Source organism: Pseudomonas sp. SORGH_AS_0211 (assembly GCF_031453455.1).
GTDB classification, from domain to species: Bacteria; Pseudomonadota; Gammaproteobacteria; order Pseudomonadales; family Pseudomonadaceae; genus Chryseomonas; species Chryseomonas aestiva.
The window spans coordinates 2,411,828-2,425,928 of the sequence record NZ_JAVIZV010000001.1 but is presented as its reverse complement, the minus strand read 5'-3'; the positions used below and the strand labels follow the sequence as shown (position 1 = coordinate 2,425,928).

The 14,101-nt window shown below is 69.6% G+C and carries 8 protein-coding genes; 2 read left to right on the top strand and 6 right to left on the bottom strand.

The window, feature by feature from the left end; genetic code table 11:
• Nucleotides 1-30: 30 nt before the first annotated feature.
• Together QE393_RS11225 and QE393_RS11220 are read left to right on the top strand one after the other, a co-directional pair.
• Complete coding sequence (locus QE393_RS11225) at nt 31-6,600, top strand: response regulator (RefSeq protein WP_310043516.1); 6,570 nt, start codon at nt 31-33, stop codon at nt 6,598-6,600.
• A gap of 6 nt (nt 6,601-6,606) precedes the next feature.
• A complete protein-coding gene (locus QE393_RS11220) occupies nt 6,607-7,521 on the top strand; it encodes a diguanylate cyclase domain-containing protein (protein WP_133861098.1) in 915 nt (304 codons plus the stop codon).
• Here the strand turns inward: QE393_RS11220 and QE393_RS11215 are convergent.
• The 6 genes from QE393_RS11215 to QE393_RS11190 form a co-directional block, all read right to left on the bottom strand.
• Nucleotides 7,518-8,564, bottom strand: coding sequence for a diguanylate cyclase (locus tag QE393_RS11215; RefSeq protein ID WP_310043513.1), 1,047 nt, complete (start codon nt 8,562-8,564; stop codon nt 7,518-7,520). The genes QE393_RS11220 and QE393_RS11215 overlap by 4 nt on opposite strands.
• A gap of 96 nt (nt 8,565-8,660) precedes the next feature.
• Nucleotides 8,661-9,698, bottom strand: coding sequence for a chemotaxis-specific protein-glutamate methyltransferase CheB (cheB, locus tag QE393_RS11210; RefSeq protein WP_310043510.1), 1,038 nt, complete (start codon nt 9,696-9,698; stop codon nt 8,661-8,663).
• The gene (locus tag QE393_RS11205; protein WP_310043508.1) at nt 9,695-11,881 is read right to left on the bottom strand and encodes a response regulator; all 2,187 of its coding nucleotides are present in this window, start codon (nt 11,879-11,881) and stop codon (nt 9,695-9,697) included. Before QE393_RS11205 ends, cheB begins: the two co-directional genes overlap by 4 nt.
• Nucleotides 11,878-12,405 carry a chemotaxis protein CheW gene (locus tag QE393_RS11200; protein WP_310043506.1) on the bottom strand — a complete coding sequence of 176 codons (528 nt, stop codon included), beginning with the start codon at nt 12,403-12,405 and terminating at the stop codon, nt 11,878-11,880. The genes QE393_RS11205 and QE393_RS11200 overlap by 4 nt, the downstream gene beginning before the upstream one ends.
• Complete coding sequence (locus QE393_RS11195; RefSeq protein ID WP_310043503.1) at nt 12,402-13,649, bottom strand: protein-glutamate O-methyltransferase CheR; 1,248 nt, start codon at nt 13,647-13,649, stop codon at nt 12,402-12,404. The genes QE393_RS11200 and QE393_RS11195 overlap by 4 nt, the downstream gene beginning before the upstream one ends.
• Nucleotides 13,646-14,101, bottom strand: coding sequence for a chemotaxis protein CheW (locus QE393_RS11190; protein WP_273805995.1), 456 nt, complete (start codon nt 14,099-14,101; stop codon nt 13,646-13,648). Before QE393_RS11190 ends, QE393_RS11195 begins: the two co-directional genes overlap by 4 nt.

The window sequence follows — 14,101 nt, the reverse complement described above, 5'->3', positions numbered from 1 at the left end:
AGGATTCCAGGCTACAGCTGCAAGGCGCAGGTGAGCGAAAGCCGCCATGCCCTGATCTACCGTGGCACGCGCCTGGCCGATGGCCAGCCGGTGATCCTCAAGCAGCTGGCCGCCGACTATCCCACGCCCCAGGCCCAGGCCGGGCTGCGCCACGAATTCGAACTGACCCGCCGCGCCAGTGCCAGCGGGGCGGTGAGCGCCGCCCTGGAACTGCTGGAATACCAGGGTCGCCAGGTGCTGGTGCTCGAAGACATCGGCGGCACCGACCTCGCCGAATTGCTCGCCGCCGGGCCGCTGGCGCTGGACGACTTCTTCGACTGGGCGCTGGCCATCGTCCGGGCCCTGGCGCGGCTGCACCGGTTGCGCATCGCCCACAACGATCTCAATCCGCGCAACATCGTCTGCAACTGCACCACGGGCAGCCTGCGGCTGACCGATCTGGGCATCGCCACGGCCTTTGGCGCCGTCCATGGCAGCGATGCCCGTCTGGAGGGCTCGCTCACCTATCTCGCCCCGGAGCAGAGCGGGCGGACCGGGCGCCATCAGGACTATCGCAGCGACTTCTATGCGCTGGGCGTGACCTTCTACGAGATGCTCGCGGGCGAGCCGCCGTTTCGCGCCCAGGACCCGCTCGAACTGGTGCATGCGCACCTGGCGATGCGTGCGCCCTCGCTGGTCGAGCGGGTGCCGACGGTACCGCCGATGCTGGCGGCGCTGGTGGACAAACTCATGGCCAAGGCCGCCGAGGAACGCTACCAGGGCTGCTACGGCATCCTGCGCGATCTGCAGCGCTGCCAGGCGGCCCATCAGGCCGGTGAGCGGGCGCCCTTCGCCCTGGGCGAGCAGGATCCGCCGGCACGCCTGATGCCGGTACGCACCCTGCAGGGCCGCGGCGCGCCCCTGCGCCTGCTCGAAGAGGCGCTGGCCCGGGCGACCCTGGGCCGGATCGAAGCCGTCTTCGTCAGTGGCAGTTCCGGGGTGGGCAAATCGGCGCTGGTGCAGGCCTTCGTCCGCCGCCAGGGTGAACGGGTGCTGCTCGCCCACGGCAAGTTCGAGACCCTTGGCAGCGGTGTGCCCTATGGCGCCCTGCGCCAGGCCGTGCGCGAGCTGGTCGACGTCGGCCAGAGCCTGGGCGAGGCCTTCGCCGACCGCCTGGTCGCGGCCCTGGGGGGCAACGCCGGGGTGCTGACCGAGGTCTCGCCCGAACTGGCCAGCTGGCTCGGGCCCCAGGCGCCAGTGGCCGAACTGCCGCCGCTACAGGCCGAACAACGCTTCGACGAAGCCGTGATCGCGCTGCTGCTGGCCTTCGCTACGGACACCCGGCCGCTGCTGCTCTGGCTGGACGATCTGCAATGGGCCGACAGCGCGTCGCTGCGCCTGATCGAGCGGCTGCTGGCGCGCACCGACCAGGGGCCGCTGCTGCTGGTGGCGACCCATCGTGAAGAACAGCTCGTCGGCAACGCCCTGGAACGCCTGCTCGGCGCGGCGCTGATCCGCACGCTGTCGCTGGGTCCGCTGTCGCGCGTGGAGATCGAGCGACTGATCGCCGAGCTGCTGCCGGCGCCGGCGAAGGAGCAGGCGGCCCTGGCCGGGCTCTGCCTCGACAAGACCCTCGGCAATCCCTTTTTCATCGAGCAGTTGCTGCGCAGTCTGCAGCAGGAAGGCCTGCTGGAGTTCGACGGCGAGCACGGTCAGTGGCACTGGGAGCTGGCCCGGCTCCAGGCCCTGGACGTCTACGACAATGTCGTCGACTTCATGGTCGGCAAACTCAAGGAGCTGCCGGCCAGCACCTCGCAACTGCTGCAGTGGGCAGCCTGCCTGGGTACCCATTTCTCCAGCGATCGCCTCGCCGCGCTGATGGCGGAATCGCCCGCGGACATCCGCCGCCTCTGCCAGTCGCTGGTGCAGGAAGGCCTGCTCACCGAGCCCGAAGGCGGTCCGGCGGGGGAACAGACGCCCACGCACTACAGTTTCCTGCACGATCAGGTACGCCATGCCGCTCACTCGCTGCTGGCGCCCGCCGAGCGCGAGCGGGTCCACCTGCGCGCCGGTCAGCTCTATCTCGCCGGAGGCAGCGCCACGCGGCTGGACGCGGTCAATCACCTCAACCTGGCGCTGGCGCTGATCGAGACGCCCGCCGAGCGGCTGCAGCTGCTGGAGCTCAATCTGGAGGCCGCGCGCAAGGCGCGCCAGGCCAACGCCTATCCCGCCGCTCAGGACTTCCTGCGCACGGCGGTCGCGGTGATCGACGATGCGGCCTGGGAGAGCCGCCATGGGCTGCTGTTCCAGCTGCATCGGGAATGGGCCGAGGTCGCGCACCTCTGTGGCGACGCCAACGAAGCCCTGCGTATCTGCGAAGTGCTGCTGCCGCGGGCGCGGACCATCTTCGAGGAGGCCGGGGTGCGCGCCCTGCAGATCGACCTCTACAGCGGCCTCGGGCGCTTCACCGAAGCCCTGGTGGTGGCCAAGGCCGGCATCCAGGTGCTGGACGAACCCTGGCCGGAGGCGCCGGACGCCATCAACCAGGCCATCGGCGCCGACAGCGCCGAGGTCGAGGCCTGGCTCGCCGAGCGCCATCCGGCGGCGCTGCTCGACCTGCCGCGCATGGAAGACCCGCGTGCCCAGTTGCTGATCCGCCTGCTGGGCCTGCTCTGGGGGCCGGCGATCAACGTCGACCTGCCGATGAGCCTGCTGGCGGTCATGCGCATCGTCAAGCTGTCGATCCAGTACGGCAATGGCGATCTCTCGCCCTTTGGCTATGCCAACTACGGCTCGCTGCTGTCGGCCTTCCACGGTCGCTACGAACTGGGTTACCAGGTCGGGCGCCTGGCCGTCGACCTGGTCGACCGCACCGGCAATCTGCCGCTCAAGTGCAAGGTCTACACCATGTTCGCGGTGACCAACAGCCCCTGGTCGAGCCCCATCGCGGACAACGTCGCCCTGCTGCGTGAGGCCCTGGCCGCCGGTCAGCGCACCGGCGAGATCATCTTCACCGCCTATAGCGCCTTCCACATCCTCAAGCACCTGCAGCACGCCGGGGCGCCGCTGGACGACATCCTTGGCGAAACCGCGGAGATCGAGCGGATCCTGCTGGGCATTGGCGATCCCAACACCCTGGAGATCTTCACCATCCTGCGCCAGTCGCTGCGCCTGCTGCAGGGGCTCACCCCGAGTCAGGAGACCTGGGACGAAGAGGGCCAGGACGAAGCGGCGCTGGTGCGGCAGATGCAGGACAGCGGCCATGTGCTCTGTCTGAACTACTACGACTTCAACAAGATGCAGGCGGCGCTGCTGTTCCGCCGGCTGCCCCAGGCACGGCAGCATGCCGAAGCCATGGAAGCCTCGCTGGCGGCGAGTTTCGGCTGGTTCAGCATCGCCGAGCACGCCTTCTATCAGGCGCTGATCCTGCTGGCCGAGGGCGAACTGGCGGGCGAGGCGCTGGCCAAGGTCGAGGTCGCCCAGGAACGGCTGAACGGCTGGGCCGCGCACTGCCCGGAAAACTTCGCCCACAAGCGTGACCTGGTGGCGGCCGAGCGCGCCCGCCGCGAGGGCCGGGTCGAAGCCGCCATGGATCTCTACGAACAGGCCCTGGAATCCGCGCGCTTGCACGGCTTCCGCCAGGGCGCGGCGCTGACCGAGGAACTCTATGGGCGCTTCTGGCTGGAACAGCAGCGTCCGCGGATCGCCCGGACCTACCTGCAGGACGCCCAGCGCAGCTATCTGCACTGGGGCGCCGCGGCCAAGGCCCTGGCACTGGAGAACGAATTCCCGCAATGGCTGCGCGCCGCCGAGGCCAACACCCTGACGGTGCAGCGGACCCATAGTCAGTCGACCAGCGAGATGATGCGGCTGGACTGGCTGTCGGTGCTCAAGTCGCTGCAGACCATCTCCAACGAACTGGCGCTGGATCAGCTGCTGGCACGGATGATGCGCATCATCCTGGAGGAGGGCGGCGCCCAGCATGGCCTGCTGCTGTTGCCCGAAGGCGGTCGCTGGCTGGTGCAGGCCTCGGTCTGCAGCGGCTCGGCCGAGCCCAAGGTGCTGCAGGGTCTGCCGCTGGCGCTGAACGAACAGGACTCCGGCGAGGGCCTGGTGCCCCTGACCCTGGTGTCCCACGTGATCCGTCATCGCGAACCGGTGATCCTCGATGACGCCGCCCGCGCCGGCCGCTTCGTCCGCGACGCCTACATTCGCGCGCGGCGCCCGCGGTCGGTCTGTTGCCTGCCGGTGCTGCGCCAGGGGCGCCTGATCGGCATCCTCTACCTGGAAAACAACCTGCTGGCCCAGGCCTTCACCCCGGGTCGGCTGCAGGTGCTGGGCATCCTGGCCACCCAGGCGGCGATTTCCCTGGAGCACGCGCAGATCTACGAAACCCTGGAGCAGCGCGTCGGCGAGCGTACCCTCGAGCTGGACCAGGCGCGCATCCGGGCCGAGGAAGCGGCGGCGGCCAAGTCGCTGTTCCTGGCGACCATGAGCCACGAGATTCGCACCCCGCTCAATGCGGTGATCGGCCTCAGCCGCCTGACCCTGGGCACCCGGCTGTCCGGCGAGCAGCGCGGTCACGTCGGTAAGATCCTCGACTCCGGCGAGACCCTGCTGGGGGTGATCAACGACGTGCTCGACTATTCGCGCAACGAAGCTGGCGGTACCCAGCTCGAACAACTGGGCTTCAACCTGGCCAAGGTGCTCGAACGCACCCTCAACCTCTGCGCCATCAAGGCCCACGAGAAGGGCGTCGAACTGGTGCTGGACTGCGGTCCGGACATTCCCCTGGCGCTGGAGGGTGATCCCTTGCGCCTGCAGCAGGTGCTGGTCAATCTGCTGAGCAATGCGGTCAAGTTCACCGAGCGCGGTCATGTGCTGATCCGCGTCGGCGCCGTCTGCGAAGCGGGTCGTGCCCATTTCAGCCTGGCGGTGGAAGACACCGGCATCGGCCTGACCGAGGCGCAGCAGGCGCAACTCTTCCAGCCCTTCACCCAGGCGGATGGCTCCATCAGCCGCCGCTACGGCGGTACCGGCCTGGGCCTGGCGATCTCCCGCCAGCTCACCGAACTCATGGGCGGCACCCTCGAGGTCCACAGCGAAGCCGGGCGCGGCTCCTGCTTTACCCTGCGTCTGACCCTGCCGGTGGTAGGCGAGCCCGAGCGGCTGCCCAGCCAGACGCCACGGCAGGTCCTGCTGGTGGACGACCACGGCCTGGCCCGGCGCACCATGGGGCAGCGCCTGCGCGAACTGGGCATGCAGGTGGTGGAAGCGGAATCCACCGAGCAGGCCCTGGCGGCGATGGCCACATCGGTCTTCGAGCTCGCCATCGTCGACTGGCGCCTGGGCGCCGAGGATGGCCTGGCACTGGCGCGCCAGTTGCGCTTCCGGCAGCCGGAGCTGGCGCTGACCCTGCTGGCTTCGCCCTACGAAGCGGAAGAGGTGCGCAGCCTGGGCGAGGATCTGCCGGGCCTGGAACTCCTCGACAAACCGGTTACCGGCCCGGCCGTGCAGCGCCTGCTCGCGGGCCTGGGCCTGGCGCCGGTGGTCGCGCCGACGGTGGGCCAGAGCGTGGTGGATCTGCAGGGCATTCGCCTGCTGCTGGTGGACGACAATGCCATCAACCGCCAGGTGGTCATCGGCTTCCTGCAGGGCAGCGGCATCCTGATCGACGTGGCCGAGGACGGCCAGGCGGCGCTGGACCAGCTGGAGCGACAGCGCTATGACCTGGTGCTGATGGATGTCCATATGCCCCGCCTGGACGGCCTGTCGGCTACCCGCGAATTGCGCACCCGACCGGCGCTGGCCGCGCTGCCGGTCATCGCCATGACCGCCAACGGCCTGCCGGGCGATCGCGAGCGTTGCCTGGATGCGGGCATGAACGATCACCTGGTCAAGCCGCTCGATCCCGCCGAGCTGTTCCGCATCATCGCCGCCTGGGCCAACCTCGAGCAGCTGCAGCGCGCCGAGCGCAAGGCGGTGGAAGAGGGGGTGGACGTCAAGGAAGTCGGCGTGCTGGCGCGGGCGCGGGCCAGTGCGGTGCTCGAACCCGAGTCGGCGTTGCGCCTGCTGCGCGGCAGCGCCCAACTCTATGAACAGCTGATCCGCGATTTCCGCGTGCAACAGGCCGAACTGCCCGGGCGGATCGCCGCCTGGCGCGCGGCCGACGATGTCACCGCGCTGTTCGAGTGCGCCCACGGCCTGCAGGCCACCGCCGCTTATGTCGGCGCCATGGCCTTGCAGGACGCGGCGCAACGTCTGACCAACAGGATCCGGCTGGCCCAGCCCATCGGCGAGGACGTGCGCCGCCTGCAGGCCGAGGCCGAGCGGTGCCTGGCGTCTCTCGACGAGATCCTGGTCGAGGTCGCCGGCGGCGAGGAGGCCTCCGTGGAGGAACTGGAAGCCCTGCTCGAACGCCTGGTCGGACTCCTGCAGACCTCGGATTTCGCTGCCGAGGAGGTGCTCGACAGCCTGCTGCGCGCCTGCGTGAGCACCCCCCACAGCGCCGATGTGGTACGGATCCGCGAGTGGGTGAACGACGTCGAGTTCGAACACGCCGCCGATGCCACCGCGGATCTGCTGCGGCGGGTGCGGCAGGCCGGACAACGGGCGGAATAGCTGCCCATGGAGGGGCGTCGTCCCGAGCTGCCGTTGATCCTCATCGTCGACGATCAGAAGAGCAATCTGCGCGTCCTCGGCGACCTGCTGCGCAACGAGGCGCGCATCATGCTGGCCAAGAGCGGGGTCCAGGCGCTGACCAAGGCCGCCCGCGAACACCCGGATCTGATCCTGCTGGACGTGGTGATGCCCGGCATCGACGGTCTGCAGCTGATCCAGCTGTTCAAGCGCCGCGCCGAGACCAGCGCCATCCCGGTGATCTTCATCACCGCGGCCAACGACCTGCACCGCGAGGTGGAGTGTTTCGAGCTGGGCGCCAGCGACTTCATCCAGAAGCCCTTCAATCCGCTGGCCGTGCTGGCGCGGGTGCGGCTGCACCTGCAGCTGGCCCGCCAGCGGCGGCTGCTGGAGGAACTGGCGCACATGGATCCGCTGACCGCGGTGGGCAATCGCCGCCGCTTCGACGAGCAGCTGACGATCGAGTGGCAGCTGGCGGTCAGCCGGCGGGGTTCGCTGGCCATCGCCATGCTCGATATCGACTACTTCAAGCAGTACAACGATACCCACGGCCATGGCGCCGGGGATCAGGCGCTGGCGCGGGTCGCCCAGGTGCTGGAGCAGCGCATCCGCGAGCGGGACTGCCTGGCGCGCTATGGCGGGGAGGAATTCGTGCTCTTGCTACCGGGCGCCACGCGCACGGCGGCGGAAGCGGTGCTGGAGCGCTGCCGGCAGGGCATCGCCGAATTGCGCATCGCTCATCCGCTGGCGGAGGACCGTCTCTGGCTGACCATGAGCATGGGCCTGGCCTGCTGCAATCCGACCCCCGAACAGACCCCGGACGGCCTGCTCAAGGCCGCCGACAACCTGCTTTACCAGGCCAAGGCCGAAGGGCGTAATCGCCTGGTGAGTCGCAGCTTCTAGACGTTTGGCGAAACGCCCTGGGACGCCAGCTCCGTGCCACCCTTGACCAGATGCACCCGGTTGCGGCCTTCGGCCTTGGCCTGGTACAGCGCCTGGTCGGTGCATTCGATGAAGGCTTCGTGGTCGTCGCCGCTCTGCGGCTGGATGCTGCCGACGCCGATGGAAATGGTGACGAAGCCGAGGTCGCTGCCGGAGTGCGCCACCTGCAGCCGTTCCACCCCGGCACGGCAGGCTTCGGCGACCTTGAGCGCGCCCTCGGCGTCGGTCTCCGGCAGCACCATGGCGAATTCCTCGCCGCCGTAGCGGGCCACCAGATCGGCCGGGCGCTTGAGCTGCTCGGTGAGCACCGCCGCCACCTTCTTCAGGCAGAGATCGCCGCTGAGATGGCCATAGGTGTCGTTGTAGCGCTTGAAGTGGTCGACATCGCACAGCAGCAGGGCCAGCGGCTGGCGATTGCGCCGGGCGCGCAGCCATTCGCCTTCGTAGGTCTGGTCGAAATGGCGGCGGTTGTTGATGCCGGTGAGGCTGTCGATGGCCACCAGCTTCTGCAACTGGATATTGGCTTCGGCGAGCTGGCGCTGGCTTTCGCGCAGGAAGCGAAAGGCCTCGTCGCGCTGGGCGCGCAGGACGTGGGCTTCGGAGTGGTAGCGCACCCGCGCCAGCAGTTCCAGCTTGTCGGGCAGCTTGACCAGATAGTCGTTGGCACCGGTCGCGAAGCTCTGCGCCTTGACCTGGGGATCCTCCTTGGAGGAGAGCACCACGATGGGTACGTCGCGCAGGGCCGGTTCGGCGCGGAAGCGCCTGACCGTTTCCAGACCGTCGATCTCGGGCATGATCAGGTCCTGCAAGACCACCGTGGGCTTGAGTTGCAGGGCCATGTTGACCGCCTGGTGAGCGTCCAGGCAGTAATGCAGCTCGATGTCGGGCTGATCGGCGATCATCCGCCGCAAGGCTTCGATGATGATCAGCTGATCGTCCACCAGCAGCAGGCGCACCTTGGGTGCGGTCAGGCTGTCCTGGGCGTTACCCTCATGCGTGGCCATTACTGCGAGTCCTTGTGCGGGCGGGGTCGGGCGTCCCGCGTCTCTTCTTGGCCAATCCCTGCCACTGCGCCGTCCAACGCTCCTGTTGGCGACCTTTCATGTCATGTTACGCGAGCCGTTGCCGAAGCGTCTTTGCAGCCAGGCGCCGATCTGCGCGGGGCTGAGAATGCGCTCCGCGGCGCCCATTCTAACCGCAGCCGCGGGCATGCCGTATACGGCGCAACTGGCCTCGTCCTGCGCCAGGGTCGGGCAGCCGCTCTGGCGCAGGGCATAGAGGCCGCTGGCGCCATCGCGGCCCATGCCGGTCAGCAGGATGCCCAGGGCCTTGCTGGCCCGCAGCGGGTGGCTGGCGAGCTGGGTAAAGAACACGTCCACCGAGGGACGATAGGGGTAGTCCACCGGCTCGGCGGTATAGGCGAAGCGGCCGCGCTCATCCAGCAGCAGGTGGTCGTCACCCAGGGCCACGGCGACGCGGCCGGGCTCTGGCAGGGCGCCGGGCATGGCGGCGGTGACCGGCCAGGCGATCTGGGTGCTGAGCCAACCGATGAAACTGGGGGCGAAGCGTCGGTCGATATGTTGCACCAGCACCACGCTGGCCTCCTTGGTTGGCGCCCAGGCCTCGAACAGGCTGACCAGGGCCGCCGGTCCACCCGTGGAGGCACCGATGGCCACCAGGCTGTCGCTGGTGGCCTCGGCCGCGGTGCTCGGCGTGGCAGCGGTGGCCTGGGGCGGTCGCGTGGCTCGTTCGGGCAGCCGCACCAGGGGTTCGATACGGGCGATCTTGCGCAGCAGGGCGCCACCATCGGCACCGCCGCTCAGGGCCGGGGTAGCGGTCACGTCGAGGGCGCCGGCGCCCATGGCGCGAAACACCCCTTCGCAGTCGTCGGGGGTGGCGGTGACCATGAGGATGGCGCAGGGCGATTGCGCCATGATCCGGCGCGTCGCCTCGATGCCGTCCAGGCGGGGCATCTGCAGGTCCATGAGGATCAGATCCGGGCGGTCCTCGGCGCAGCGTGCCACGGCTTCCTCGCCGTCATGGGCGATCCAGGCGACCGTATGGCGCCCGTCGCCGATCAGCAGGCGACGCAAGGCCTCGGTGGCGAGCAGCAGATCGTTGACGATGGCGATTCTCATGGCGCTCCGATGAGGTCCTGCACGGCGGTGATCAGGGCGTCGTCGTGGAAGCTGCCCTTGGTCAGATAGTAGTCGGCACCGGCTTGCATGCCCTTGAGCCGATCCTCCGGGCGATCCTTGTAGGAGACGATCATCACCGGCAGGGCATGCAGACGCGGATCGCGGCGCACCAGTTCCACCAGCTCGATACCGTTCATGCGCGGCATGTCGATGTCCGACAGCAGCATGTCGAATTCACCGGCGCGCACGGCGTTCCAGCCGTCCATGCCGTCCACCGCCACTTCCACCTGATAACCCTGGCCTTCCAGGAGCTTGCGCTCCATCTCGCGCACGGTGAGGGAGTCGTCCACCACCAGGATCCGCTTGACCCTGCGGCTGTCCAGGGCGGCGCCGCTCTGCACCTGCCGCAGGCGGCCCTCGCCGAGCAGTCGCTCGATGCCGGTGAGCAGGTCGGCAACGTCCAGCAGGAGCACCGGACTGCCATCGTCGAGCAGTGCCCCGGCGATGACCGAGCGCAACTTGCCGAAGATCTCGTCCAGCGGCTTGAGCGCCAGGCCCTGTTCGCCGCGCAGGCGATCCACCACCAGACCGTAGCGCCGGTCACCACCGCCGATCACCAGCACGGCGAGATCGCCGGTGGGCGGCGCGCCATCCAGTTCCAGCAGCTGATGGGCCGCGACCAGCCCCAGGCGATCCTCGCCGAGCAGGAAGAAGGCCTTGCCCTCCAGCGAATGCACCTCGGCCGGATCCAGGCGCAGCACCCGTTCGATGCGATTGACCGGCAGGGCATAGGCCTCGCCGGCGATGTCGACGATCAGAGCCCGGACGATGGAGCGACTGACCGGTACCAGCAGGTGGGTGCTGAAGCCCAGCCCCGGGCGGGTTTCCAGGCGCACCTCGCCATCCAGGGCGCGAATGGCGTCGGCCACCACGTCCAGGCCCACCCCGCGACCGGACAGCTCGGTCACCGTCTCCTTGAGGCTGAAGCCGGGCAGCAGCAGGAATTCCAGCAACTCCGCCGGGCTCAGCTCGGCGGCCACCGGCGGCGGACTCAGGCGCCGGGCGATGACCGCGGCGCGGATGCGCTCCAGGTCCAGGCCGCGGCCGTCGTCGTGCAGGCTGACCTGCAGGCGCCCGGCGACATGGCGGGCCTCCAGGCGGATCTGGCCGCACTCGGGCTTGCCCAGGGCGCGGCGTTCGGCCGGGGTTTCCAGACCGTGGTCGACGGCGTTGCGCAAGAGGTGATTGAGCGGGCTTTCCAGTCGCGCCAGCACCTCCCGATCGATCAGGGTGTCGGCGCCGTCCACCTGCAGCACGGCGTCCTTGTCCAGGCCCCGGGCCAGGTCGCGCACCAGCCGCGGAAAGCCCTGGACGGCATCGCGCAGCGGGCGCATGCGCACCCCGAGTACCTCGTCCAGCAGCCCCTGGCAGACCCCGAGCAGGCGCCGCTCGTAGGCTTCCAGCGCCTGCAGCTGCTGCTGATAGCGATCAAGCAGGCTTTCCTGGCGCTGACGCCATTCGCTGCTGACCGCCTGGGCCTGGCCGAACAGGCCCTGCAATTCCGCGCGATAGCCCTGGAAACCCTGGACCAGGCCATGCAGGCCGAGGCCCATGACCCGGGCTTCGCTGGTGAGGGCGAGAATCTGGTTGAAGCGACCGCTGTCCACCCGCAGCGGATCGCGGCTGCGCTCGGCATCGGGCGTTGGTTCTTCGGGTACGGCGGGTGCAGGCACCGGTTCCCGCGAGGCGACCGCGGCCGCTGGCAGCGGATCGCCCACGCCAGCGCTCAGCGCCTGCGCCAGCGCCCGCTGGCTGTCTCGCTGCTCGCGCTGCCAGCGCTGGCTGGCGGCCTCGTCCAGGCGACTGACCTCGCCGAGGACGTCGACGCAGCGAAACAGCTGATCGAGGTCCGCCGGACCGAGCTGGCGGCGTCCGGCCTGGACCGCGACCAGACAATCCTCCATGGCGTGGGCCAGCTCCACCAGGCCGTCGAGGTCGACGATGCGCGCCGCGCCCTTGATGGAGTGGGCCGCGCGCATCATCGGCTCGATCACCGCCGTGTCGCTGGGGTCGCGCTCCAGGCGCAGCAGACCGGCATCCAGCGCCTGCAGGTGACTCTGCACCTCGCTGGCGAAGAGGTCATAGAGGGACATCTCGCGCACATCGCGCGGTGGCTGGCTCATCGCAGCGCCTCTTCCAGGGCCCGCTCCAGGCGCGTCAGCTCGAGCAGGCCGACCTGGTACGCGCACTCGCGATAGACGCCGCCCAGGTAGCTGAGCAATTCACCGCCCAGGGTGGCTGGCGGCGGCTGCACCTCGCCAGGGGCATAGCGCTGCAGGCCCAGCACCTCGTCCACCTGTACCGCCCAGTCACGATGACCGACATGCAGCAGCAACAGGCGCGGAAAGCCACGGGTCTGCTCAGCCGGCGCCACCGCCAGCAGCAGCTCCAGGGCGATGCAGGGCTGCAATTGGCCGCGCACCGGGACGATGCCGCGCAGCAGCGGCGAACGCCGGTGCGGGACGCGATGCACGGCGGTGGGTTCGGTGGCGGTCACCAGGCAACTGCCCGGCAGACCCAGCCATTCCGCGCCGAGGCGAAAGACCAGCGCACTGGCCGAGCGCGCCTGGCGATCGTCCAGGGGCTCGGCATAGTGCTCGGCCCAGGCGGCGCGCTCCAGGGCGCTGAGTTCGCGGTTCAGGCTCATGCCTCGTCACCGGCGCGGGTCTGGATGCGCGCGGCCCGTTCGCGCAGGCGTCCGGCTTCGTCGAGTCGGCCGGCTCTTTCACAGATCAGCGCCAGGCGACAGAGGGCGGGATAGTGCCCCGGCTCCAGATAGAGGGCCTGGCGCAGCGCCCGCTCGGCTTCAGCGGCGCGGGCATCGGGCAGGATCAGCGCCAGCAGGAAGTGGGCCCTGGCCTGGCTGCGATCCGTCTCGAGCAGGTTGCGCAACAGCGCCTCGGCTTCGGCGCCGCGTCCGGCATCGGCCAGGCGCTGGGCTTCGTCGAGCGGCGCAGGGCCGGCGGAGACGGGGGGAGTCGGGGCCGGTGGAGGCGTGCTTCTGGCGCGCAGGCGCGCAGGCAGGTCCGCCGCGGCGGGTGGGCGCGGTGCGGCCTTGCGCCGGGGCGGCGCAGCCGGCGTGGGCGGGCGCGGCTGTTCGGGGGCGACGGCCTGGCGCTTGACCAGGGCGGAGGCGTGGGCCACGCCCAGGCTGGCGAAGCCGTGACGCATGGCGCTGACCATCTCCGAGCTGCCGACGCAGAGCAGGCCGTCGTCGTGCATGAGCGCGGCCAGGTGACTGAGGGCGCGGCCCTGGGTCTGGTCGTCGAAATAGATCAGCAGGTTGCGGCAGAGCACCACGTCGAAGGCGGTGCCGTCACGCAGGCTGCCCAGCTGCAGGATGTTGCCCTGGCGAAAACGCACCTGATTGCGCACCCGTTCGGCCAGGCGATGGCGATCGCCCTCGGGGTCGAAATAGCGATCGCGAAAGCTCAGGTCGCGAGCGCGAAAGGAATTGCGCCCATAGAGGCCGCGGCGGGCGCGCTCCAGGGACGGCTCGTTGATGTCCACCGCGGTCACCTCGAAAGCCGCAGCCGGCAGACCGGTATCGAACAGCGCCATGGCCAGGGTGTAGGGCTCTTCCCCGGTGGAGCAGGGCAGGCTGAGCAGCCGCACCGGCACGCCACTGCGGGCATGGCGTTCCTGGGCGAAGCGGGCGGCGTGGGCGATGGCCTGGGGATCGCGAAAGAACCAGGTCTCGGGAATGACCAGCAGGTCCAGCAGATCGGCGAATTCGGCTTCGTCGTCGAGGATGCGCGCCATGTAGCCCTCCGCATCGCTCTCCTGGCGCTCGCGCAGGCGCTGGCGGATGGCGCGACCGAGCATGTCGTCGGCGATGGCCAGGCCGGTACGCGCCCGCACCAGGGGCGCCAGCCGGGGATCGAGCTTCACGCGGCCTCCTGGAACAGCAGGGCGGCCAGGCTCGGCGAAAGCAGACGATCCGGCTCCAGCCACAGCCAGAGGCCCTCGGGTGTCTCCAGCACCTCGCCGAGCCAGGGATAGTCGGGCAACCGGACGCCTGCCGGCCGTGGCGCGCGAGCGGTGATCCGGCGCACGCCGGCGACGCCTTCCACCACCAGTCCGAGCGGACGGCTACGGCCCTCGGGCAAGTTGAAATCCACCAGCAGGATGCGGGTGTCCTGGCGCGCCTGGGCACCCGCGCCGCCGCTCATGGCGGTGACATCGACCACCGGGATCGCCGTGCCGTGCAGGTTCATCAGGCCGGCGACGCCCGCTGGGGCCGCGGGGAAGCGGGTGAGCTGCAGCAGGGGCAGCACCTGGCGGATCGCCGTCGTCGGCAGGGCTGCCGCGGCATCGGCCAGCTGGAAGATCAGGATCTGCAT

Bases quoted from the DNA above. Each gene is read 5' to 3' on its own strand.
- QE393_RS11220 (WP_133861098.1), top strand. From the start codon at position 6,607: ATGGAGGGGCGTCGTCCCGAGCTGCCGTTGATCCTCATCGTCGACGAT.
- QE393_RS11205 (WP_310043508.1), bottom strand. From the start codon at position 11,881: ATGAGCCAGCCACCGCGCGATGTGCGCGAGATGTCCCTCTATGACCTC.
- QE393_RS11215 (WP_310043513.1), bottom strand. From the start codon at position 8,564: ATGGCCACGCATGAGGGTAACGCCCAGGACAGCCTGACCGCACCCAAG.
- QE393_RS11190 (WP_273805995.1), bottom strand. From the start codon at position 14,101: ATGCAGATCCTGATCTTCCAGCTGGCCGATGCCGCGGCAGCCCTGCCG.
- QE393_RS11200 (WP_310043506.1), bottom strand. From the start codon at position 12,405: ATGAGCCTGAACCGCGAACTCAGCGCCCTGGAGCGCGCCGCCTGGGCC.
- cheB (WP_310043510.1), bottom strand. From the start codon at position 9,698: ATGAGAATCGCCATCGTCAACGATCTGCTGCTCGCCACCGAGGCCTTG.